This is a genomic window from Roseovarius halotolerans, from assembly GCF_900172255.1.
Classification (GTDB): Bacteria; Pseudomonadota; Alphaproteobacteria; order Rhodobacterales; family Rhodobacteraceae; genus Roseovarius; species Roseovarius halotolerans.
On sequence record NZ_FWFU01000003.1, the window covers coordinates 352,250 to 375,328 of the forward strand.

At 59.9% G+C, this 23,079-nt stretch carries 24 protein-coding genes; 10 read left to right on the forward strand and 14 right to left on the reverse strand.

What is annotated here, in order from left to right; translation table 11 throughout:
- Nucleotides 1–229: 229 nt before the first annotated feature.
- Entirely contained in the window at nt 230–571 is a 342-nt protein-coding gene (locus ROH8110_RS12840) for a type II toxin-antitoxin system RelE/ParE family toxin (protein WP_067623056.1), read from the forward strand.
- Nucleotides 568–861 carry a helix-turn-helix domain-containing protein gene (locus tag ROH8110_RS12845; protein WP_067623059.1) on the forward strand — a complete coding sequence of 98 codons (294 nt, stop codon included), beginning with the start codon at nt 568–570 and terminating at the stop codon, nt 859–861. Before ROH8110_RS12840 ends, ROH8110_RS12845 begins: the two co-directional genes overlap by 4 nt.
- A 129-nt stretch (nt 862–990) precedes the next feature.
- On the opposite strand, the gene ROH8110_RS12850 is transcribed toward ROH8110_RS12845, so the two are convergent.
- Nucleotides 991–1,875 carry a recombinase family protein gene (locus ROH8110_RS12850; RefSeq protein WP_085818138.1) on the reverse strand — a complete coding sequence of 295 codons (885 nt, stop codon included), beginning with the start codon at nt 1,873–1,875 and terminating at the stop codon, nt 991–993.
- 225 nt (nt 1,876–2,100) lie between these two features.
- Between ROH8110_RS12850 and ROH8110_RS12855 the strand changes: the two genes are divergently transcribed.
- The 5 genes from ROH8110_RS12855 to ROH8110_RS12875 all read left to right on the forward strand — a co-directional run bounded on the left by ROH8110_RS12855 (nt 2,101) and on the right by ROH8110_RS12875 (nt 7,978).
- Nucleotides 2,101–3,168: a hypothetical protein gene (locus ROH8110_RS12855; protein WP_085818139.1), complete on the forward strand. Its 1,068-nt coding sequence runs from the start codon at nt 2,101–2,103 to the stop codon at nt 3,166–3,168.
- A gap of 474 nt (nt 3,169–3,642) precedes the next feature.
- A complete protein-coding gene (locus tag ROH8110_RS18540; protein ID WP_176236611.1) occupies nt 3,643–4,041 on the forward strand; it encodes a hypothetical protein in 399 nt (132 codons plus the stop codon).
- 304 nt (nt 4,042–4,345) lie between these two features.
- The gene (locus ROH8110_RS12865) at nt 4,346–5,806 is read left to right on the forward strand and encodes a TolC family protein (RefSeq protein ID WP_085818141.1); all 1,461 of its coding nucleotides are present in this window, start codon (nt 4,346–4,348) and stop codon (nt 5,804–5,806) included.
- A gap of 12 nt (nt 5,807–5,818) precedes the next feature.
- Nucleotides 5,819–7,177: a multicopper oxidase family protein gene (locus tag ROH8110_RS12870; protein WP_121143697.1), complete on the forward strand. Its 1,359-nt coding sequence runs from the start codon at nt 5,819–5,821 to the stop codon at nt 7,175–7,177.
- A 45-nt stretch (nt 7,178–7,222) separates the two neighbouring features.
- Nucleotides 7,223–7,978, forward strand: a complete 756-nt coding sequence (locus ROH8110_RS12875) for a copper-binding protein (protein ID WP_085818143.1) — start codon at nt 7,223–7,225, stop codon at nt 7,976–7,978.
- A gap of 43 nt (nt 7,979–8,021) precedes the next feature.
- Here ROH8110_RS12875 and ROH8110_RS12880 read toward each other — a convergent pair whose 3' ends face one another.
- The 5 genes from ROH8110_RS12880 to ROH8110_RS12900 all read right to left on the reverse strand — a co-directional run bounded on the left by ROH8110_RS12880 (nt 8,022) and on the right by ROH8110_RS12900 (nt 13,159).
- Nucleotides 8,022–8,786: a MauE/DoxX family redox-associated membrane protein gene (locus tag ROH8110_RS12880; protein ID WP_085818144.1), complete on the reverse strand. Its 765-nt coding sequence runs from the start codon at nt 8,784–8,786 to the stop codon at nt 8,022–8,024.
- Between the two features lies 1 nt (nt 8,787).
- A complete protein-coding gene (locus ROH8110_RS12885; protein WP_085818145.1) occupies nt 8,788–9,657 on the reverse strand; it encodes a DUF305 domain-containing protein in 870 nt (289 codons plus the stop codon).
- Nucleotides 9,658–9,775: 118 nt separating this feature from the next.
- Nucleotides 9,776–10,192: an ion channel gene (locus ROH8110_RS12890; RefSeq protein WP_085818146.1), complete on the reverse strand. Its 417-nt coding sequence runs from the start codon at nt 10,190–10,192 to the stop codon at nt 9,776–9,778.
- Nucleotides 10,193–10,206: 14 nt separating this feature from the next.
- Nucleotides 10,207–10,626 (reverse strand): Cu(I)-responsive transcriptional regulator, encoded by a 420-nt coding sequence (gene cueR, locus ROH8110_RS12895; RefSeq protein WP_085818147.1) that lies wholly within the window; start codon nt 10,624–10,626, stop codon nt 10,207–10,209.
- Nucleotides 10,627–10,639: 13 nt separating this feature from the next.
- A complete protein-coding gene (locus ROH8110_RS12900) occupies nt 10,640–13,159 on the reverse strand; it encodes a heavy metal translocating P-type ATPase (RefSeq protein ID WP_085818493.1) in 2,520 nt (839 codons plus the stop codon).
- Nucleotides 13,160–13,296: 137 nt separating this feature from the next.
- On the opposite strand from ROH8110_RS12900, the gene ROH8110_RS12905 reads away from it, so the two are divergent.
- Complete coding sequence (locus ROH8110_RS12905) at nt 13,297–13,503, forward strand: heavy-metal-associated domain-containing protein (RefSeq protein WP_057821727.1); 207 nt, start codon at nt 13,297–13,299, stop codon at nt 13,501–13,503.
- Between the two features lie 53 nt (nt 13,504–13,556).
- On the opposite strand, the gene ROH8110_RS12910 is transcribed toward ROH8110_RS12905, so the two are convergent.
- From ROH8110_RS12910 to ROH8110_RS12930, 5 genes are all read right to left on the reverse strand, one after another.
- On the reverse strand, nt 13,557–14,282 hold the full coding sequence (locus tag ROH8110_RS12910; protein WP_085818148.1) for a DsbA family protein: 726 nt from the start codon (nt 14,280–14,282) through the stop codon (nt 13,557–13,559).
- A 20-nt stretch (nt 14,283–14,302) separates the two neighbouring features.
- Nucleotides 14,303–14,701, reverse strand: coding sequence for a c-type cytochrome (locus ROH8110_RS12915; RefSeq protein WP_245962869.1), 399 nt, complete (start codon nt 14,699–14,701; stop codon nt 14,303–14,305).
- Between the two features lie 59 nt (nt 14,702–14,760).
- The gene (locus ROH8110_RS12920; protein WP_085818150.1) at nt 14,761–16,152 is read right to left on the reverse strand and encodes a multicopper oxidase family protein; all 1,392 of its coding nucleotides are present in this window, start codon (nt 16,150–16,152) and stop codon (nt 14,761–14,763) included.
- A gap of 108 nt (nt 16,153–16,260) precedes the next feature.
- Nucleotides 16,261–16,716, reverse strand: a complete 456-nt coding sequence (locus ROH8110_RS12925; protein WP_085818151.1) for a c-type cytochrome — start codon at nt 16,714–16,716, stop codon at nt 16,261–16,263.
- Between the two features lie 12 nt (nt 16,717–16,728).
- Nucleotides 16,729–17,295, reverse strand: coding sequence for a L,D-transpeptidase (locus ROH8110_RS12930; protein ID WP_121143709.1), 567 nt, complete (start codon nt 17,293–17,295; stop codon nt 16,729–16,731).
- Nucleotides 17,296–17,476: 181 nt separating this feature from the next.
- Here ROH8110_RS12930 and ROH8110_RS12935 point away from each other — a divergent pair, with 181 nt between their 5' ends.
- Complete coding sequence (locus ROH8110_RS12935) at nt 17,477–17,773, forward strand: DUF2933 domain-containing protein (protein ID WP_139837417.1); 297 nt, start codon at nt 17,477–17,479, stop codon at nt 17,771–17,773.
- Between the two features lie 295 nt (nt 17,774–18,068).
- Nucleotides 18,069–20,180 carry a protein-disulfide reductase DsbD family protein gene (locus tag ROH8110_RS12940; RefSeq protein WP_306372209.1) on the forward strand — a complete coding sequence of 704 codons (2,112 nt, stop codon included), beginning with the start codon at nt 18,069–18,071 and terminating at the stop codon, nt 20,178–20,180.
- Nucleotides 20,181–20,261: 81 nt separating this feature from the next.
- Here the strand turns inward: ROH8110_RS12940 and ROH8110_RS12945 are convergent, their stop codons facing one another.
- The 3 genes from ROH8110_RS12945 to ROH8110_RS12955 are packed head-to-tail and all read right to left on the reverse strand — an operon-like array spanning nt 20,262 to nt 22,713.
- A complete protein-coding gene (locus ROH8110_RS12945) occupies nt 20,262–20,585 on the reverse strand; it encodes an SHOCT domain-containing protein (protein ID WP_245962850.1) in 324 nt (107 codons plus the stop codon).
- 32 nt (nt 20,586–20,617) lie between these two features.
- Nucleotides 20,618–21,994: an ATP-binding protein gene (locus tag ROH8110_RS12950; RefSeq protein WP_085818154.1), complete on the reverse strand. Its 1,377-nt coding sequence runs from the start codon at nt 21,992–21,994 to the stop codon at nt 20,618–20,620.
- Entirely contained in the window at nt 21,991–22,713 is a 723-nt protein-coding gene (locus tag ROH8110_RS12955; protein ID WP_085818155.1) for a response regulator, read from the reverse strand. The genes ROH8110_RS12950 and ROH8110_RS12955 overlap by 4 nt, the downstream gene beginning before the upstream one ends.
- Nucleotides 22,714–23,079 lie beyond the last annotated feature (366 nt).

Genomic DNA, 23,079 nt, shown 5'->3' on the forward strand with positions numbered 1-23,079 from the left:
TTCAGCCGGGAGGACACCGCATCCATTCTTCTGGCACGTCATGACAGGGCTGTTTTCCGAAAGACCAAGCCACTCGACGCTTTCGAGCTGCGATCTACACTTGCCTCAAGCATCTGGTCGAAACGCTGTCAGTTGGGCAATATCCAAGAGTGGCACAAATTGGGTTGCGCTAAGCGCGGTTCGTGTGCCATTGACTTATACGTCAGCGAAGCATAAATGGTAACCTAGAATGACACGATTGCAGACGGTGGTGGAACTGCCCGAATTCCAAAGGCGCGCCAAAGCAATCATGTCGGAACAAGAGCGCGAGGCTGCAATCAACTACATTGCCGGTAATCCTGATGATGGGGTTTCTCTCGGCGGCGGGCTTCGAAAGATTCGCATCCCAAGAGTTGGGGGCGGCAAGAGCGGCGGTTTCAGGACGTTGTATGTATTTGGCGGGAACCATATGCCGATCTTTTTGATCACGGTCTTTGCCAAGAACGAAAAGGCCAACCTGTCCAAGGCTGAACAAGCCGCGGCAGTCGAAATGAGCAAAGCGCTTGTCGCAAGATATGGAGACGCAACATGACTGCATTTGAATCGGTGTCGAAAGGCCTGGAAGAGGCCTTGGCATTCGCAGATGGAAACATGACGGCCGCCAAGGTCCATGAGGTATCCGTTGTCGATGTCGATGTGGCCGAAGTTCGCCAAAGAACTGGTCTCTCACAGGCTGAATTCGCCCGAAGCATAGGAGTAGCAAAGGGCACGCTCTTGAACTGGGAACATGGGCGTCGACACCCGACGGGCCCTGCTCAAGTCCTGCTGGCCTTGATCGCAAAGAAGCCATCGGTCGTGCAGGATCTGCTGCGAGGCGCTTGATCTGTGGTGCTAGGTGATATCCCTTTGACGCTCCTTTCGAAGATACGATCAATGAAGCCTGCAGATTGCTGAGCTCGCGAACGGGGTGAGCGATATCTCATTGGTTATGGGATAACGTTGCTCTCTAAACTACTCCAACAATCCTAGCTTTTCCGCACGTTGCAGCAGCATCCTCACGGAAGAAGGCTGCCAGCTGGTCCGTCCCCGTGGAGTCCGCTCACGCATGGCTTCCAACCGGTCGCAGATCGCCTGTAGCGTGATATCCGGGTCCGAACCTTTGATGGCCGCAACAATCGCAGGCAGGCGATCGTCGGTTTCGCGGCGCCCGGCGCGGGCCAGCACCTCGGTAGGCAGGAAGCCGTCGCGGACATAGGCCTTCACAGCGCGCAGCAGACGGCTTTGGGTCCAGCGACGCGCCTCGGGCAAGGGGCCGTTGATGATGCGCAGCACGTCCTCCCAAGCCAAGCCGGGTCGCAACCGGCGCACGTGGGGCACCCAATCCTGCGCGGTCTCGTTGAGGCGCTCCATGTAGCCGTCCTGTCGCGCCAGCCGCACCTTGCGCAGCGCAGCGGGATCCTTGGCGCGTAGCCCAGGATTGCCACCAACGCGCCCTTTGGCGCGCGCAGAGGCAAGCCCGGCCTTTGTGCGTTCGCGGATCAGAGCGCGCTCGAACTCGGCCGCAGCGCCTAGAACCTGCAGCGTGAACTTGCCTTGTGGCGATGCCGTGTCGATCGGGTCCTGCAGCGAGCGGAAGAAAGCCCCCTTGGCCTCCAGACGCTCAATCACCTCAAGAAGGTGCGACAGCGACCGCGCGAGCCGATCGATTCGCACGACGACCAACGTGTCGCCGCTCTGGACACGTTCGAGCACCCGCGCGAGCACCGGCCGCGCACGATTGCCACCTGAGGCGTGTTCTTCGAATATCTCGACGCAACCCGCAGCTTGCATGGCCTCAGACTGGGGCAGGGGGGTCTGATCCTCTGTGGAAACGCGGGCATAGCCTATCAGGGGCATGAAATCGGGCCGTTTGCAATTTTAGGTATCGCTACTAAACGACCGTTTGTAAACGAATGCAAGCAAGTGTTCTCTCGTTGTGCTGATGCACAATCCCTTGGCTTCCTTGCGCTGAGCGCGATCTGAGAGGTTCCGCCGGCGATCGCGCGCGCATACTATATAAAGAGCATGGGCAATGGCCACAAACCGCTTGGGTAATGTGCATAATATTAGTATTCTGCGCATATGAAGCCGCAAACATCTACTTTTATTGATGACTTCGATGACCCTCTCATCACTACCGAGGGGGATGAGGAGGCTCACGAAGAAGACCTTTGGTTTCTGCCCGGGCCGCTCGACGAAGAACCGGATGACCTGCCTCCTGGGCCACGGGCTGAACCGCCTGATACCGCGGTCATCGACGATTGGGCGAAAGCAGAGGGGGTTCATGCTGCGCGGCTAGCAAAGGTGGCTGGACGCCTGGGTGCTCTGGATGACCGATTGCTGCGTGGCCCGGAAGGTTGGCGGCATCGGCTCGCGTTGATCGAGGCGGCGGACCTCAGCTGGTTTGCAGGGGATCGGGTGAGTTCTGATCGTCTTGCGCTCTGGGTATCAATGCGGTTGTCAAGCGTGCAGGATAATCCGGAAGCGCTGGCTCGGGTCGGATGGGCCGTTCGGCGCCTGACGAATGGTCCCGGCCCGATAATCGATTTTTCGGCCTTCCTTGACCGCCGCGATCCCGAGAACATCGAGGATGTTGCCGAGCGTTTCGAAGATCGCGCTGGCGGATGGCTGGACGTGATAACGGCAGCGGCCGAACTACACCCGATCACCCGCGCTTGCATGGGTTTTCATCTCTGGAGCCTCGCGGGCCTAGGCCAGCATGGCGACCGGATGGAAGCCGCGGTCACGGCAGCACGCATTGCGGCCAGCGAGGGCAGGGGAGCAGTCTTTGCGCCTCTGGCCATAGGCGGAGCCGTAGGGCTGCGCGCCGCTGGCGAATCTAGAGAGCGTCTGGCTCGATGGCTCGATGGTATGGAGAGCGCCATTCTCAGCGCGATGCGCCATTTGGACGATATTGAGAGATGGTCGGCGCGGGTTGCAAGCGTGACGGCCCCGTTGTCCGGCCGGACTCCGCCGGCCCTGTGTCATACGCTGACCGAATGGCCGTTAGTCTCTGCTCCGATGGCGGAAGCCCTCACTGGTTTCAGCCGCGCTGCTGTGCAACGAAATCTGGCATGGATGCAAACTCATGGGCTGATCCGTGAAGTGACCGGACAGGGACGGTTTCGGATGTGGCGGGCGATGCCTTAAATCATCTTGAAAGCAACTATAAGGCTGCGTGCGGAATACTTGTCGGGAACATCGTGAATGCCTCAAAATGGAGAAACCGAACTTGGCGTCTCTAGAAAGAGCGGGGCTCCGATCCGAACCGTAATGTCGAAACGGTGCATACGGTAGTTGTGTTTGCCCTTTTGAAGCTAGCCCTCGGGCTTCGAGCGTGCCGCGTGGCAGCGAGGGACCGTCGTTCGGCACAACGAGCAAGCGTTACGGCTACTGAGATGCGGATCGCCTTCTGGACAGCCACATCATTGCAGACAGGGTGGATGTCGGCTTGCCGAAAGCCGAGCTAGGCGTATCGCGAACACACGGCAGATTCGGCTTCATGGGATTGCAGCGTCGACACGCCAAACTCACTTTTAAGCAAACAAGAACTAATAAGAGTGAGGTGTTTTGAAAGGATGGAAACGTTGACAGAATGGTTTCCGTAATACATTTATGTTTATCATGAGGATTGGGCTCACCATTTCAAGATTGCGTCAGATGGTGCTTGGTATCATCTGTGTTCTTGCATTGGCTACAGTTCCGCCGTCTGCGCTACATGCTCAGATGGGTGGACATGGTGAGCCCATTGGCATTGAGCATACCGCCGAAACAATGTCTAAATTAAGCGGCATTGGCCACGAGCATTCCGTTGCAACTCATTGTGATGAACGCGGAGGCGTTTCCAACGCGGATGACAACCATGGCGGCATTCAATGCTGCAGCGGCTTATGCTTTTCGGGTGTTCTTGAAGAAAGCGACGTGATCCGATCGCGCGACAAACCAAACGCGCGTTTCATGGCTATCGACCGCCTGATCATATCGTTCGATCCGGACAGCCCTCAACGCCCACCACGAGTCTGACTTAGTCGCTGATCCGTAATGCGGATCATCTGAGTGTGCCTGTATTGCATGCTCGAATTGATCAATAAGTCAGGTCCAAAATAATGAAAATTCATATCTCTATGGGCGCTGCTGCGCTCCTGCTTGGGGCGTGCGCCTCTGAGCCCACGCCGCTTCCGAACGTTGCCAGCCAACAGGCTACGGTCAATGGCACCATCTCGTCTCCATTGTCTTACAGAAATCCTCTGGCCGGGTACACGTATCGCGGCCCAACTGGCCCGCGCGATTGGCGCGAGGTCAACGAAGAGCAATCGGAGGCAAACTGATGGTTATGACGAGACTTGCACTTGCGCTTGGTCTGCCGCTGACACTGGCAGCGTGCGCGACGGCTATTCCAGATGCCTACACGGATCAGAAGGCAGGGTTCGCAAACGTGTCGAGCCAGACTGCAGCAGCGATAGGTAAAAGAACGGCCTTCGCACAGACCCAAGCGGAGAACGCGGAACTGAAAAAGCAGGTTCATGCGATGATCCATCAACGTACGATTTCTGCAGACACCGCGGTGCAGGTCGCGCTCTTGAACAACAAAGGGTTGCAAGCGTCCTATGCCGATGTCGGGCTCTCGGCGGCCGAGGCCTGGCAGGAGGCGACGCCGGAAAACCCGGTCGTGTCGATCGGAGTGTTGGGTATCGGGGCGGCGGAATTGGGGGCCTACCGGGCGATCGAAGGGTTGTTTCGCGCGAACATCCTAGACGCGCAGACGCGCAAGCAACGCGTCGCACTGGCCGACGTCAATTTTCGGACAGCGCAGATGAACGCTGTAAACGACACACTTGCGCTTGCCAACCAGACCCGAACCGCGTGGATCAACGCCGTGGCTGCGTTCGAGACGGTCACGTATCTCAAGCGTGCCAAGGCCACATCGGACGCCGGATCGGAACTTGCGGCCCGGTTGGGCGAGACCGGTGCGCTTAACAAGGCCGGGCAAGCCCGGGAACAGGCGTTCAACGCTGAACTGGCAGGGCAGCTGGCACAGGCGCGCCTCAACGCAGCCGTAGCCAAGGAAGAGTTGACCCGGCTGATGGGGCTGTGGGGCACCGAAGTGAATTATTACGTGCCCGATGTCCTGCCGACCCTGCCACGGTCGGTTGGACCGATCACGAACCTGGAGGGCAAAGCCCTTCGAAACCGGTTCGACTTGCGGGTCGCTAAACTGGGGCTTGAAGCGCAGGCGGCGGCATTCGGGCTGACCGATCAAACGCGGCTTGTGACCGATCTCGAGCTCATCGCTGGTTTCGAAGCAGAGCGGGAAAGAGAGGACGGCAACCTTGAAACTGAAACCACCCCGCAGATTGAGCTGGAGTTCGCCATTCCGATTTATGACACTGGCAAGGCGCGGATGCGCAAAGCCGAGCTGATGTATCTTCAGGCAGCAAATGTTCTGGCTGAGCGCGCGGTCAATGTGCGGTCCGAAGCACGTTCTGCCGAGACCGCTTATCACGCATCTTACAAGATTGCGCGTCACTACCGCGACGTTCTCGTGCCGCTGCGCAAGACCATCGAGGAAGAAGGTCTGCTGTCCTACAACGGCATGATTACCAACACCTTCGAATTGCTCACGGATGTGCGCGAAAAACTTGGTTCCTCGCTTGAGGCGGCCAATGCCAAGCGTGACTTCTACCTGGCCCAGGCGAACTTGACTGCCGCCATATACGGCGGCGGCGCAGGCGGAATGGGCGATGGAGAGGGCGTATCACTTGCCGCCGGTGGCGGCGCAGGACACTGAAAGGAATATGACATGATCAATCGACGTCAATTACTTGGGGCCGGCGCCGCAGGAGCGGCACTCGTCTCCTCTCAAGCCTGGGGTAAGACCACAAACATGGGTTTGCCAGAAGCGGCCCAAATGGACAGCGCAGCAACGGCGATTACTCCGCGACCCTCGTCGGGGCCGGATTACAATCCTGTCGTGACGCTCAACGGCTGGACCTTGCCGCACCGCATGAATGGTGGCGTGAAGGAATTCCACCTTGTGGCCGAACCTGTTGAGCGCGAGCTTGCCGACGGGATGACCGCACATTTGTGGGGTTACAATGGTCAGTCTACGGGGCCGACGATTGAGGCCGTCGAAGGCGACAGGGTGCGGATCTACGTGACCAACAAGCTGCCGGAAGCGACTTCAGTTCACTGGCACGGCATGATTCTTCCATCTGGTATGGATGGTGTGGTCGGCTTGAGTCATCCGGGTATTCCGCCCGGTAAAACATACGTGTACGAGTTTGATCTGATCAAGTCGGGCACCTTCATGTATCACCCGCATGCCGATGAAATGACCCAGATGGCAATGGGCATGATGGGGATGTTCGTGGTCCACCCCAAGGACCCGACCTTTATGCCGGTAGACCGCGATTTTCTGATCATGCTGAACGCCTTCGACATCGATCCGGGGACATATGTGCCGCGCATCATGACGATGACGGATTTCAATCTGTGGACCTGGAATAGCCGGATCTTTCCAGACATCGATCCGCTAGTTGTAAACCGGGGCGATAAGGTTCGTGTGCGGGTAGGTAATCTCACGATGACGAACCACCCCATTCACATGCACGGCTATGATTTCAAGGTGACCTGCACCGATGGAGGGTGGGTGCCAGAATCGGCGCAGTGGCCGGAGGTGTCCATCGACATCCCCGTTGGCGCGATGCGGGCATACGAATTCGTGGCGGACCACCTGGGCGATTGGGCGATCCACTGCCACAAGTCGCATCACACAATGAACGCGATGGGCCACGACGTGCCCACGTTCATTGGCGTGAACAAGGGGCCGCTGACCCAGAAGATCCGCCAGTTCCAGCCGGAATATATGCCAATGGGCACCGCGGGCATGGGGGATATGGGCAAAATGAGCATGGAACTGCCAGATAACACTATTCCGATGATGAATGGCTGGGGCCCGCATGGCCCGCTTGAGATGGGGGGCATGTTCTCGGTCGTAAAGGTCCGCGAAGGCATCGGCTCAGACGACTATTCCGATCCCGGCTGGTACGAGAACCCCCCCGGCGAACAGGCGTATGAATGGACCGGGGAGTTGCCGGAGTTTGCGACCAACAACAGTCCCAAGACCATCCTGACGCCGAAAACGACCTCGAAGGGCTGAGACAGCCCTTCGCTCCTTAAATCAATCAAAACCACAGGAAACCCGATGAAAAACATTCTTTTGACGACAGCGATAGCCTTCGCCATGACAACTCCAGTCTTCGCGGCTGGCACCCATTCGGGCGGTCACGGCCACGAAGAGGCGGACGCGAGTCACGGCCATGCCGAAATGGCGGCAGGCATGCCTGGCAAGGCGGAGGACGTGACCCGTACCATCGACGTGTCCATGCGCGAGACCGACGAAGGCACGATGATCTTCGAACCCGCCAAATTCGAATTCGAGCAAGGTGAGACGATCCGCTTCAACGTCATGAACAAAGGCGAGATCGAACATGAGTTCGTGATCGACGATGTCGAGGGCAATGCCAAGCACAAGGAAATGATGGCGGCCATGGACATGGAACACGACGACCCGAACTCCGTACGTCTTGACGAGGGTAAATCCGGCGAGGTCATCTGGACCTTCTCAAAGGCGGGCACATTCGAATTCGCGTGCCTGATCCCGGGACATTATGAATCCGGCATGCACGGCCCGATCACCGTGAGCGAAACGTCCACCCAAGATGAATTGGTTCAGGCACAGGCCGAGATCGAATACACTCAAGGGACTATCAAGAAGGTCGATGCCGAGGGTGGAAAGGTGACTATCAAACACGGACCGCTCGTCAACCTCGACATGCCCTCGATGACGATGGTGTTCCGCGCCGACCCAGACATGATCGCGCGGATGTCCGAAGGTCAGGACATTGAATTTGTCGCCGAGCCGGTAAAGGGAAAGCTCACCGTGACTCAGATGAAATAGAGCTTCGGAACTTCCGGGTGGCGCTGCCGCCACCTGGACGCCGCTACCACCCGAGCGCAAAAACCTTTATCGGCATCCAAATGCCCATGAGCATCATCATGAGGTTCTCAGTCAGCGAGATAAAGCCGAGCGGCACGTTGCTGTCGCCGCCGACGCAGGCGCATTTCAGCTCGCGCTTGTCGACATAGACCGCCTTGAAAACGGACACCGTACCCACCGTTCCGATGAAGAGCGCGACGGGCGCGGAGAGCCAGGTCAGAGCGCCGGCCACCATCAGGATACCGGCGAGGGCTTCGCCGAAAGGATAGAGATATCCGTAGCGGACCCAGCGGCGGGCCAGCAGGTCGTAATTCAGGAACATGGTCGAGAAGCTCTCGACATCCTGAAGCTTCTGGACCGCAAGGAAGCACATCGAGATCGCGATGAACCACTCCGCCGCGCGCAGCGTCAAGATCGCACCGAACGTTGCCCAACTCAGGCCTAGGGCCATGAGGAACGCAACCGCGAAGATCGCGATCACTGGCTGGTAGCTGGCTTCGTCCGCGTCCTGCTCCTCTTTTCCGAAATGCTCTCTCAGATCGTCATACCCCCCGACCCGCGCGCCCCCGATCCAAGTCTGTGGCGTGGTCTCGACACCGTGCTTCTCCATGAAGGCGTCGGTTTCCTCGCGGGTGTTCAGGTGGTGGTCCTCGACCTCATACCCCTCCCTTTCAAGAAGATCCTTCGACTTCAGGCCATAGGGACAGAGATGACCCGGCATGACCATGCGATAGAGCTTTGCCGTGCTCGGAGTTGCCTGCCGGTCCATGTCAGCCCCCGCAGCTGTAGAAGCCGCGGTAGCCGGCGGAGAGACCGGCGTCGACCTCCAGCTTCATCGTCGCCTCGACCAGCGTGCTGCCCACCGAGTCAAGCGCCGCCGCGTCCTCGGCGGCGGTGAGACGGATCGACAGACCCTCGATGCCTAGTTCCCCGGTCGCACCTTGGTCGATCCGCACGAGGTCGCCGCTCAGCTTGACCAGCCCGACGGCCTCGCCATCCACTTCGCCAAGTGCCAGAGAAGCCGGACTGCCAGTGGTGTAGTTGAAGGTGCAGGCCGCGCCATTGGGCAGAAGCTGAGCGATCTCCTCCTCGGTCAGGAAGCCGGGATCGAGCACGGCGATGTTCGCGGTCGAAAGGGCTTCGTCGAGGTTCACGATGCGAGGGCTCACGGGTTTCTCAGGCTCGGATACGTCACCCGATGCCTCGATCTCGTTGACGAGATAGCGCATTTCGGCGATTTCCTTGTCCTGCGCATAGATAATCTCGTCCGCCAGCTTGCGCACCCGGGGATCGGAGATGTTGGCCCTGCTCGACGTCATGATCGCGATCGAATGGTGCGGGATCATCGCGCGCATGAAACTGGTATCGCCAACCGTCGCCTGGCTGCGCACGAGCCAGAGCGACCCGGCGAAAGCGATGGCAGCTCCCGCGAAAATCGCCGTATTGATCGCCTTGCTTGAATACATCGAGAGCATGAAGGCCAGCATAATGATCGCCATCGTCGCGCCCATCAGCAGTGCCATGTAAGCCCGGGTTTCGGACCAGAAAACGTGGGAAATGAGGTAAGTATTCAGATACATCAGCCCGAACATCACAACCGTGGAGGTCGCGATCATTGCGGCAAATCTCCAATATGACATGTCATACTCCTTTTGCTTTGACCGTCGCCCAACACGATAAATCGACGGCTTTCTAGCAAGCCAACGACCTTCCAGCGCTGGAATGTTCCAATTTTTCGCACGCGAGAATGCAGCGTTCCTATTCTTTCGCTCTCGTAACCACGAGAAAGATGGTGGAGGCCGAGCAACTAATTAGGAGAAAGCCATTCAGGGCCTCGACACCGGCCAGAAAACGCAGATGGTCCGTAGGATAGATATCGCCAAGGCCGAGGGACGAATAGTTGACCAAGGAAAAGTAGAAAACGTCCATGAACGTGTCGACGTTCTCCTGTTCAAAGCCGCCGATACCCATCAATTCACCAACACTGAAACCGAGGGCGTAAACGCCGACTTCGACTATGTGGGCGGTCGCAAGGGAATAGAGGGCAAACAAAAAACGCACGGGCTTTGCGAACGGCGCGTGCCCGGTACCATTCATCACTAAGGTCATCGCGCGAACATGCACGAGCCCGCTCAGGCCGAAAAGGATGATCGCCAGAAGAAGAGCCCAAGCCAAGGCTGCTGATCCGATTACGCCGATTTCCGGCGCATGTCTTCGTCGCGCCGTTTCATGGACAGATCGGCCAGGATCGGACAATCCGGGCGATGATCTCCGGCACATTCCTCGACAAGATGGGCGAGCGTTGCGCGCATTTCCTTCAACTCTTTGATCTTGCCGTCGATTCGCTCAAGATGTTGCTTGGCGATCTCCTTTACCTCGGCGCTCGCACGCTCTTCGTCTTCGTAGAGCGCAAGAAGATTGCGGCAATCTTCAATTGTGAAACCGAGCGCACGGGCGCGTCCCAGAAACGCGAGCTTGTGCGCGTCACTTTCACGGAACGTGCGATAACCGTTCGAACTGCGCAAGGGCTTGACCAGCCCGATATCCTCGTAATAGCGGATCGTCTTGGCTGGCAGGCCCGAAAGGGTGGCGACATCTCCGATATTCATGTCATGATCCTCCTTATTGAGCGGCGACAGGGGCAGGGGATAGAGAACCCGCCCCTTCAGATTTCAAGCTGCTGGCTTCATCCATGGCTGGGCGGACCCGGCGCAAGCGCAGCGCGTTCGTCAGTACGAAGACCGAGCTCAGCGCCATTGCCCCGGCGGCCAGCACCGGCGACAGCAAAAGCCCGAAGGCCGGGTAGAGCACACCTGCCGCCACCGGGATCAGCGCGACATTGTAGCCGAAGGCCCAGAACAGGTTCTGGCGGATGTTGCGCATGGTCCGCCCGGATACATTGAGCGCGTTCACTACGCCGCGCAAATCACCCGACATCAGCACGACATCGGCAGATTCGATGGCAACATCGGTGCCGGTGCCAATGGCGATGCCCACATCCGCATGCGCCAGCGCGGGCGCGTCGTTGATGCCGTCCCCAACGAAGGCGATCTGTTGGCCGCCTTGCCGCAGTTCATCCAGCGCCGCCACCTTGCCATCGGGCAGGACGCCCGCGATCACGTGGTCGATGCCGATCTCCCGCGCGATGGCCTCGGCCGTTTCGCGCTTGTCGCCGGTGATCATCGCGACCTTCAGCCCGAGACCATGCAGCGCCTCGATGGCGGCGGCGCTGGCGGGCTTCACCGGGTCGGCCACGCCGATGACCGCCGCGACCTTTCCATCTACGGCCGCGAAAAGGGCCGTCCGGCCCTGCTCCGCGAGCCGGCGCTCGGTATCGGCCAGCGCCTCGATGCTCAGTTCCTCGCGGGTCATCAGGCGATCCGCGCCGACAAGCACGTCGTGACCCGCGACCTTGGCGCGCACGCCGTAGCCGGTGATCGAGTCGAAGCTTTCGACGTCACGCCGTGCCGCGCCCTCGGCCTGAGCCGCGCGCATGATCGCCTCGGCAATGGGATGTTCGGACTGCGCCTCGACAGCCGCGACTAGCGCCAGAACCTCGGCCCGCTCAAATCCGTCGGCCAGAACGAGGTCGGTTAGTTCGGGGCGGCCCTCGGTCACGGTGCCGGTCTTGTCGAGCGCGACCATGTCCACGCCAGTCAGCTGTTGCAAAGCGTCGCCCTTGCGGAAGAGCACGCCCATTTCCGCGGCGCGCCCGGTGCCGACCATGATCGAAGTGGGCGTGGCCAGCCCCATCGCGCAGGGGCAGGCGATGATCAGCACCGACACGCCCGCCACCAGAGCGTAGGACAGCGCGGGCGACGGCCCCAACAGCAGCCAGACCAGCACAGCCAAGGCCGCCAAAGCCATGACCGCCGGCACGAACCAGAGCGTGATCCGGTCCACCATGCCCTGGATCGGCAGCTTGGCGCCCTGGGCTTGCTCGACCAAGCGGATGATCTGCGCCAGCGTCGTGTCCGCCCCCACGCGGGTCGCGCGGAACCGGAAACTGCCCGTACCGTTGACGGTGCCGCCGGTCACCGGATCGCCCTCAGCCTTGGCCACGGGGACCGGCTCACCGGTGATCATGCTCTCGTCGACATGCGCGCGGCCTTGCGTCACCTCGCCATCCACCGCGATGCGCTCACCCGGCCGCACGACGAGGGTGTCGCCCACGCGGATGCGCTCGATGGCCACGTCCTGCGTCTCGCCGTCCACCAGCACCCGCGCCGTGCGGGCCTGAAGGCCCAACAGCTTCTGGATCGCGGCCCCTGTGCGCCCCTTGGCGCGCGCCTCCATCCAGCGGCCCAACAGGATCAGCACCACAATGACCGCAGCAGCCTCGAAATAAACGGCGCGAGCCGCCTCGGGCAGTACGGACGGCGCGAAAAGCGCGGTGATAGAATAGACATACGCAGCCCCGGTCCCCACCGCGACAAGGCTGTTCATGTCGGGCGCGCCTTTCACCAGAGCGGGGAACCCCTTGGTGTAAAAGTGGCGGCCGGGCCAGAAAAGCACGATGGTCGTCAGCACGAACTGGATCATCCAGCTGGCCTGATGGCCGATCGTGCGGCCGATCATCTCGTGCATTCCCGGCACGAGATGCGCCCCCATCTCAAGCAGGAACACGGGCAAGGCCAGCGCCGCTGCGAAAGCGGTCCGGCGGGCGAGCGCACGGGCCTCGCCTTCCTTGCGCGCGCCGCGATCCTCCGCGATGCCGTCGTCGGCCAATTCGGCCGGATAGCCCGCCGCCTCGGCGGCCTGCAACAGGTCAGCCGGATCGACAGCGTCTTCGGCATAGGTTACGGTCGCGGTTTCCGACGCGAGGTTCACGTCCACGTCGAGCACGCCCGGCACCGCCGCCAACGCCTTGTCGACGCGACCAACGCAGGAGGCGCAGGACATGGAAGAGACGTTCAGGCGCGCCGTCTGCGTTCGGGCGGGATAGCCGGCATGCTCCAGCGCCCCGATCACTTCGGGGATCCGGGCATCCGAGTCGATCCGGGCCTGCGCCGTTTCGGCGGCGAGGTTCACGTTCACCTCGTCGACCCCGGGTAATGCCAAAAGCGCACGCTCGACTCGGCCGACGCAGGACGCGCAAGACATGTTCTGAATAGAAAAACGCAAATCTCTTGAGCCCGGCATGAACGTCTCCTTCATCTCCTGAAAGATATCTAAGGGCTCCCCCCGCTGGAAGGTCAACAACGTCGGGACATTTTTTCGCCCTTGACCTTCCCATGCGGGAAGCAGGCATCTAATGCCGAGAACTGGAGGAAACAGATATGCGCAGCTTCAAGGTTCCGGATATGAGTTGCGGCCATTGCACCGCAACGATCGAAAAGGCGATCAAGGCGATAGACCCAACAGCGTCCGTGACCTGCGATACGGGTACGCGGCAAGTCGAGGTTGATAGCGTGCTGAACGAGCACGCCCTGACGGAGGCGATCCGAAATGCCGGTTACGGTGTCACGGCTGCTTCGACGACCTGAAGATCATCGGTGCCGGGCAATTCCGGCGCCAGTTCTCCATCGTCGCATGAGGTTCATTCCTTTTCGCGGGCCTCATCGACCAAGGCTTCCAGTTGGTCTTGTTCGACCAAACCGGGAACCAGTTTGTCGCCGATCACGAATGACGGTGTGCCGTTGAAACCCAACGCCTGCGCCAGCCGCATCGATTCGTCGATGTGCGCCTGGACCTCCGGCGCCTCCATGTCCGAACGCAGCTGGTCCACGTCAAGGCCGATTTCTTCGGCGATCCGCAGGACAGACGCCTCTTGCGCACGTTCCTCCATGCCCATCAACGCCCAGTGGAATTCCTCATACTTGTCCTGATTGCGTGCCGCCAAGGCTGCCTTCGCCGCAAAGACCGACCCGTCGCCGAGTATCGGCAATTCGCGAAAGACGAGCCGCACATTCGGGTCCGCCTCGATCAAACCTTCAACCTCCGACATGGCCCTGCGGCAATAGGGACAGTTGTAGTCGAAAAACTCCACAACAGTGACGTCCCCGTCAGGATTGCCCAACACCGGCGCGTTCGGGGCTTGTTCCAAGAGCTGGCGTTGTTCCTTGAGCACGTCCGCCGTGGCCTCTGCCTGCGCGGTCGCTTCCTGCTGTTCGAGAAGCTGCACCGCTTCCATGATGATCTGGGGGTTTTCCAGAATGGCTTCCAAGGCCAGTTCCTTGACGCGTTCCTCGCTCAGCTCCTGTGCGAACGCGGAAAGCGGCAACAGGATGCTCACGGCGAGCACTGCCAATCGAAGCGATCTCATTTTCAGTCTCCTCTTTTCTGCTATTCCGCTTCGCTGCGGGCGGCCTGGACCTCCCGCTGACGGTCGGGCCATGTGGATTTGATGAAGGCGAGGATGTTCCATATCTGCGCGTCGGTCAGTTCATCACCGAAACCGGGCATGCCGCTTTGGAAATCAACGCCTTGCTTCGCGAGGGTCTTCTTTCCGCCAAGCTTGGTGTAGTCGAACAGAACACTATCAGGATGATGCCATGTGTGACCGGTTTCGTCATGCGGGGGTGCGGGCAGGATGCCATCCTCTCCGGCGGAGCGCCATCCGGCCTGTCCCTCGAGATCGGACCCGTGGCAAGAGGCGCAATACTCCTGATAGAGTTCTTCGCCCTCGGCGAGATCGATAGACTGCGGCGGTTCCGGCGTACCGGATGTCCCTTTCGCCAGCATCCAGGCGCCGACGCCAGCCGCGCCGGCCATGAGCAAAAAGAGGATCAGCCAGCGTCGCATCATATCACCTTCATCCAGGTCATCATGCCCGAGGCCGCGTGGCTGAGCATGTGGCAGTGAAACAGCCAATCGCCGGGATTATCGGCCACGAAACCGATCGTGCGGGTCTGGCCGCCGAACATCAGGATCGTGTCGCGCAAGGGACCGAGCCTGCCATCCTCGCCGATTTCACGGAAATGCAGCCCGTGCAGGTGCATCGCGTGGGGAAAGGAAGTATCGTTGTAGATCTGAAGCTTGACCGTTTCGCCCTTCTCGACATCGACAAGCGGGGCATCGGTCATGCCGATCGTCCCGTTGAACGACCAGAACTGGTTGGCATCCACCAACTCGCGAAAGCTTTTCTTCTCGCCGTTCAGAATCGCGCTTTCGAGCCTGCCCATTGCGCCGCCCTGCATGTCGAGCCGCACGGCCCTGGCGTCATCGAGGCCGGTCACCTCCATCCCCGGATTGGGCGGCAGCGCGTCCGGTGCATCCCGGCGCGCGGCCGAGGCCAATCCGGTCACGGGGAAAGCCACCTGCGATGCCGCCTCCTGATCCTCAAGGCGAACGAGATGCGCGGTTTCGTCGGGCGCGGCGGTCACGTCGACGATCAGATCGGCCCGCTGACCGGGGCCAAGGACCAGCGCCTCGGCTAGCGGCTCGGGACGGGGCAGCGGCATGCCGTCCAGCGCAACCGTCCAGCCTTCCATGCCCTGAAGCGACAGCACGAAAATCCTTGCATTGGCCGCGTTGATGAGGCGCAGGCGCAGACGTTCGTGTTGGCGCACCTCCAGGGAAAGGTCGTGCCGGCCGTTGGTGGCGATGAAATTGCCGCGCCGCCCGGCATGGCTGCGGTCATGGCGCGAGGTGAAGTCCGGGTCGATCTGCGCCGTTTCGGGGTCGAGCAGCCAATCATCGAGGATCAGCACCTCTTCCCGATCCAGGTCCGGCGGCTCGGATTCCTCGACGATCAACGCGCCATAGAGCCCGCGCGCCACCTGTTCGGTCGAGCGGTTATGTGCGTGATACCAGTAGGTTCCGGCATCCGGCGCGGTGAAATCATAGTCGAAGCTTTGCCCCGGCTCGACCGCGGGCTGGGTAAGCCCCGCAACGCCATCCATCGCATTGGCGAGGCGAACGCCGTGCCAGTGGACGGAACTAGCCTGAGGCAGTTCGTTCATGAAGCGGCGTTGCAGCCGCGCACCCTGCTGCAGACGCAACTGAGGGCCGGGCATCGTGCCGCCATAACCCCAGATATCAGTCTCGGGGTAACCTTCCGGCGCCAATTGAACGCTGGCGGTGCGGGCGTCGAGGGTTTGGAATCCGGACGTTGCGGCATAAAGCCGCTTTGGAAGGGCAAGAGCCGCGGTGGTAGCCGCCCCCTGCATGAGAAAATCGCGTCGCGTTGGCATGGAGGGTCCTGTGTTTCAATCGCGGCGATCGCGGCGCCGGCAATCGGGTTCGAAGATCAGGAAATCAGGCCGGAAAGCGACAGTATGCGCCCGGAACCTGCCGAAGGCTCAGTTGATCCCGTTTTCCCTCTGCAATTCACGTACATAGCGGGCGATTAGCTTGACGTCGCCATCGGTCAAACCTTCAACCGGCGGCATGTTTCCGAAATTCCAATGATGCGCGCGCACACCGTTTTTCGCGGCCATCACGAACGCCATGTCGGAATGGTGGTTCGGTTCGTAGATCTTGTGCACGAGTGGTGGTGCGACCCCGTTCTGGCCTGCGGCGTTCTTGCCGTGACATTCCGCACATTTCGCCTCGTAGGCCCGCTTGCCCATCTGCGCCTGGTCCGAAAGCTCCGCCGGCAGCGAAACTTCGACGATGGGCGCGCCCGATTCCAGATCACTGGTGTCGGGTGGGACCATCGAGTGGCCCACCTGCTGGGGTTGCTGCGCGATGTTCCAGTAGACGACTGCGCCGCCCAACACGAAGAAGGCCAGAATGGCCAGAACTGTCTTGTTCATTTGATCCTTACTTCAGATAAGTTTGACCTGGGTGCCGATTGGTGTCCTGTCGAACACTTCGATGATATCTTCGTTGTAGAGACCGATGCAGCCGCTGGAGGATTTGCGACCGATCTTGCGAGTGTCACCGGTGCCATGGATGCGGTAGTACTGCCAGGTCAGATGCATGGCACGGACGCCGAGCGGATTTTTGGGGCCGGGGGCGACATAGGACGGCAAGGATGGATCGCGCTCGCGCATAGACGGGGTAGGCACCCAATCCGGCGCATCGTCCTTGTAGACGATCTCGCTGTAGCCGCGGCGCGTCAACTCGTCGCTCATGGGAACGGAAGTGGGGTAGACGCGCATTTCGCCGTCAGCCGTCCAATGCTGAAGAACCCGCGTTGTGGTATCCGACAGCAGAATGCCTTTGCCCAGAGAATCGAAATGGTCTTGCCAATCATGCAACCGGAAAGATGAAATGTTCCGGCGCGCCGGCGCAGCCTCCTGAGCGCGCAGCACGGTTGGTGCCGCAAGCGACACCAGCCCGATGGCCGAAGCAAACAGAAAGGTCCGCCGGCCCACATTCTTGCAAGACATATCGCCCATGGTCTGCCTCCGTGATTCTGGTCCTGCAGCTGAGTGGCTTTAACCACCTTCCTCCACTGGAGGGTCAAGGGTGGTTCGGATGACAAGAGCGTGAAGTTCGTATCGGTTTGTAACGTTGACCTTCCCGCTGGGGAAGCCTTTAGCAGGGTTAAAACAACCGAGAGTCGGAACCATGAAGAACACTGAAAGGCCGGATTTATACGAAACCACCGGCAAGTTAATGAAATACGGGATGTGGGCTTGCTGCGCGATCATGTTGGCACCCATCGTGCTCTATCTTGCGGCGGGTGGCCTTTCGAGCGATCTGACGAACAACGCAATCTTGTTCGCGCCGCTGGTTGTCTGCCTAGGAGCCCATTTCGCGATGCATCGTGTCTTGGGCAAATCCTGCCATGGTGACGAGAAGAAAAACACCTCCGAGGCCGCGGACAAGCATGCGGCGATTGGCCGGACGATTGCTCCCGAGTAGGCACCTGCAGAAGTTCGCCGTTCGCGCCGCGGCACTCGTCTCATTGCTTGCGCTCGGGGCCTGTTCGGAGGCGCTCGGTGCGTGTCGGCAAGATGGTTCAGCGGTGCTGGCAACCCAGGACTTCCAAGCCCATCTTCCAAATGGGTGCACGCTGAACAGATCGCGCCCTGATGGCGTTGCGGCGATTACCTGTTCCGATGGCCGCGAAGGGTTTCTGGTCGTGCCACCAGAGGGCAACTGACACGCCTATGGCGCGGCGCGATAGACGAAAGCATTGGCGAGGGCGGGATACAATATGATGAAAGCGTGCCATACTGTGTGGCTGTTCGGGGGCGTATTGCTGGCCTTGGCAATACTTCTCGTGCTGCCGTCGCAATACGGATTCGCAGCAAGTTCCGATGAATTTTCCAGCACATCCGTCACCGCACGTCTGATCTCGGCCGAGAACGGGGTCAGCCCGGATACCCGTTCGATCTCGGCGGGGCTGCACTTGGAATTGTCGAAGGGCTGGAAAACCTACTGGCGCTCGCCCGGTGAGGTGGGCATCCCGCCGTCGATCGACTGGGCGGGATCGGAGAACATCGAGAATGTCGAGTTTCTCTGGCCGGCGCCTGAGCGCTTCACCGCCTTCGGGATCGAGAATTTCGGCTACTCCGATGAGGTGGTCTTTCCGCTGCGGATAACACTTGCAGACCCTGGCGCCCCGGTCCGGTTGAAGGCCGGCGTGAACGTCCTGACATGTTCGACCGTTTGCGTCCCGGAGGATTTCGAACTGCAGTTGGCGCTACCAAGGGCCAGCGGAATCGATGCCGACGCCGCAACCCTGATTTCGGCCTATGCGGGCCGCGTGCCCGACGAGGGCGCGGCGAGTAGCATTTCTGTCGAAACCGCGTATCTGGACGGTGAGATGTCCGCGCTAACCTTAACCGCCCGCAGCGACCGCCCCTTCGGCGAGCCCGACGTGTTTCCCGAATTGGGCAAGGGCACGGCTTTCGGTAAGCCGGACATTCGTTTGGGCGAGGGAGGCCGATTACTATGGGCCCGTCTGCCAATCCTCTCCGCCGCCGATGACCCGCCACCACTCGATGTGACGGTGACGGATGGAGACCGCGCCGCAACCTGGATGCCCGCCCTGAGCGATAAGGCCGCAGCGCCGCCCTTCACCCTCGATCGCGTTTTGCCGGGGTTGGCCGATCTTGCCTGGATTGCGGCGATTGCCTTTCTCGGCGGCCTCATCCTGAACGTGATGCCCTGCGTGCTGCCGGTGCTGTCGATCAAGCTCTCCTCGGCCATGAAGGCCCACGGTCAGTCGCGGCAACGGGTTCGGGCTGGATTTGCCGTTTCGGCCTTCGGTGTTCTGGCCTTCATGTGGGTTATCGCTGCCGGAACGCTGGCGGCGCGGGGAATCGGGATGACGGTCGGCTGGGGGCTGCAGTTCCAAAACCCGGTCTTTCTTGCACTGATGGCCGTCATTCTGGTGGTCTTTTCGGCAAACCTTTTCGGGCTGTTCGAAATTTCTTTGCCGTCCGCGGCGCACACCCGGCTGGCGAAAGCGGGCGGCGGGCGCGGCTATGTTGGAGATTTCGCAACAGGGGCCTTCGCGGCCGTTCTTGCCACGCCCTGTTCCGCCCCGTTTCTCGGCACGGCCGTGGCGTTCGCGCTGGCTGGCCGCCCGATCGACATCGTCGTGGTTTTCACTGCCCTTGGCCTGGGGCTGGCCTTGCCTTATCTGATCGTGGCGGCTTTTCCGGGCATGGTGGTCCGGATGCCGCGGGCGGGACGGTGGATGATCTGGCTCAAGATCGTCCTTGGGCTGGCCCTGCTGGCGACCGCAGCTTGGCTTTTCTGGGTGCTCGGTGGCGTCGCCGGGACACGGTCGGTCTGGGCGGTTGCCGCGACGAGCGGCGGCATTGTCGCCATTCTGAGCTTGCCGCGCATGTCTTCTGTCCTGCGCGGGTCTGCCGCCTTGGCCCTGACAATCGTTGCTCTTACCCTTTCCGGTCTCCTGTCGCAAAGTGACGAGCCGACAGACCGTGTCGCCGCGAATTGGACCGCATTCGAACGCGCGGCGATCGCCCGGCACGTTTCGCAAGGGGATGTTGTGTTTGTGGACGTCACCGCCGACTGGTGTCTGACCTGCAAGGCCAACAAGACCCTCGTGCTGGACCGCGAACCGGTGGCGTCAGCCTTGCGTGCGCCCGTCGTTATCCCAATGCAGGCGGACTGGACGCGGCCCGACGAGACCATCTCACGCTATCTGGAAAGCTTCGACCGCTACGGCATACCGTTTAACGTGGTCTACGGCCCGGAAGCCCCCGATGGCATCGTTCTGCCCGAATTGCTTACAGCGCAAGTGGTCATGCAGGCACTGGAGGACGCTGCCAATACACGTGTGGCAGAGGATTGATGAGGTTAACAAGAAACCGCAACCTTACCCACTTTTCTGGCTTACGGGCGAATGGCGCGACGCAAGCAGGGGCCTGATGGCTCAACCTTGAAGTTGCTGCTTCCGACGCTGAAACTCGTCTTCGTCGATCTCACCGCGTGCATAGCGTTCCTTGAGGATATCGATCGCGTCGCGGGTCTCGCCAACGCGGTTGCTGGTGAGCATACGGAAGACGAAGACGGCAACGGCGATAATCAGCCCCCAAAAAAGGATCATTCCCAAGCCTCCCCACCAACCGTGGGCACCTCCCCACATCATGTGCCCGAAGGTGTCATTGCCATTGCTGCCCGGATCCGCGAGCGCCGGGACTGTGCTCGCCAACAGAGCGCTCACGCAGGTTTTCATCGACATCATATAGGTACTCATCATCGTGTCCTTTCTTGCTGGTTGTAGCTTTGTCAAAACGGAAAATCGAGGCGCACCAGAAGCCCGCCGTCCGGGTGGTTCTGCAAAGTGATGTCGCCGCCATGTGAGCGCAGTATGGTGCGGGCGATTGAAAGGCCGAGACCGGTGCCACCCGTCTCGCGCGAACGTGACGCCTCGACCCGGTAAAACGGCTCAAAAACCTCTTCTAATTGAGTGTCAGGTATGCCGGGACCATGATCGCGCACCCAGATCAAGGCTTTGTCAGACTCTCGGGAATAGGTGACCTCGACATCGTCGCCGTAACGCACTGCATTCTCTATGACGTTCCGCAAAGCTCGACGCATGGATTGAGGCCGAAGCTTTATCTCAAACGGTGTGTCCGTTTCGAGTCGGAACGCGTTGAGCATGTCGCGTTTCAGCTCAGTGAGAAATTGCCCCAATTCTATTGTTTCTGGAGGTTCACTTATTGCCATGCCCCGAGCGAAAGCCAGTGTGCGCTCGACCATGTCCTGCATTTCCTCGATTGATTTCACCAAGGCGTCGCGTGTCTCTTCCTCATCCACCATCTCGGCGTGAACCCGCAAAGCGGTCAGTGGAGAGCGCAAATCATGACCCAGAGCGGCCATAATACGCGTCTTGTCCGCAACAGTGCGCACCAATCGCTCCTGCATTTGATTGAAGGTATCCGTCAGCTCTCTGACTTCGCTTGGACCTGCGACTCGAAGGGGTTTGTTTTCCTCTCCTCTACCAAGCCTGTCTGCAGCTTGGGCCAAGCGCCTTAACGGCCAGGTTAGGCGAGCAAGCAAGTACCAGCAAGCGACTCCAATCAGCAACGTCGCCGTGAAACCAAAGCTCACCGCAGAAAAGATCGGCCACTGTAGCGGTGGTCGCTGGAAGCGCGTATCGACATTCAGCCATGTGCCATCTTCAAGCGCGATAGAGAGTGTTAATTCAAGCCCCGAGATCTTGTCATGCATCATCTGCTTGTGCTCTGCGGCCATCTGCTGCGGCAGGTTTCTCATTGGCGGGAATTCGCGCTCAACCTCATGCAACTCCACTCGGATTTCGCGGCTGTCTTCAGAGCTAAACAATGACCTGATACGCGCTTCGACCGCTCCTCCAGCACGGTGATCGAGATGATCCACTGCAGCCTGCGGGTCGATCCGAAATCGTGCAAGCGGCGAATCTGCCGCCCGGAGGATCGAGGCGTGCAAATCCAGTGGCGCCCTTTCGAGTAGCAGCGCAACATTCGCAGCGCGCCCGGCCGCCTCTGCCCCGATCGCAGCGCGGACGGCGAGACTGCGTTCGTCCACGAACAACCAGAGGCTAATGGATTGAGCCACTACGAGGCTCCCAATAATGAGCAGCAGAAGCTGAACGCGCAAGCTATCCAGAGGCTTGCGGGTCACCGTTCGACCTCGACGTCCGTTGCCAGGCAATAACCTCCGTTTCGAACCGTTGTGATGATTTTTGGGCGTCCCGGGTTGTGCTCGATCTTCCGCCTGAGGCGGCTGATCTGGTTGTCGATAGTCCGGTCGAAAGCGGCCGGTGTTCGCCCAACCGTCAGGTCAAAAAGCTGCTCGCGGCTCATCACGATGCGCGGGCGTTCCAGCAGGATTGTCAGCAATTTGAACTCTGATGTTGTCAGCACATCCTCTCGGCCGTCTTCCGCGCCAAGACGGCGTGTGTCGGTTTCGAGCGTCCAATCTGCGAACCGTACACGGCTGCCTGTAAGACTTCCCGCCAGCGCTTCCGGTTTCTGCGCCCGACGCAGAATTGCCCTTATCCGCGCAAGCAACTCGCGCGGATTGAAGGGTTTGGGCAAATAGTCATCCGCACCGACCTCTAGGCCGATGATACGGTCCATTTCCTCTCCAAGCGCTGTCAACATCACGATTGGGGCCACCCCCTTGGCGGACAAGCGGCGACAGACCGATATCCCGTCTTCGCCAGGCATCATAACGTCCAGCACGATGAGGTCATAGCGGCCGACCTTCAGCAGGTCATCCATCTGGGCTGCATCGACCGCACTCGTGACGCGCATGTCGTTCTTTTCGAGATATCGCGCAACGGCTTTGCGAATTTCGGCGCTGTCATCGACCAGCAGTATGTGGGGCGGGTTCGTCATGACTTCTATCTAAGCGATCGAAGGGTGGTTGCCGAGAAAATTTGTCACGAAACGTAACACAGTCAGGCTTTGCGACAGAGTGATACATATCCACCATCGATAGCTTCCGGTCGCCGACCTATGGTCTCACGATGCCAAACAAAAGGAACGAACCAATGGTTCAAACGACACGCAATGCTGGGAAAAGTTTTCTTATCCAGGGCTGTAGTTGCAAAATCTTCCGGCCAAGGGGCAGGGTGGCAAGTTTGATAGGAGCATGATCCAATTCGGTCGATGCTGGCACCCCACTTGATGTGGGACGCTTCCCCCAAGCGGCAGCGCCAAGTAGGACCGCCATTGTTTTATTCTCAGTTTGATAGGGTAGAC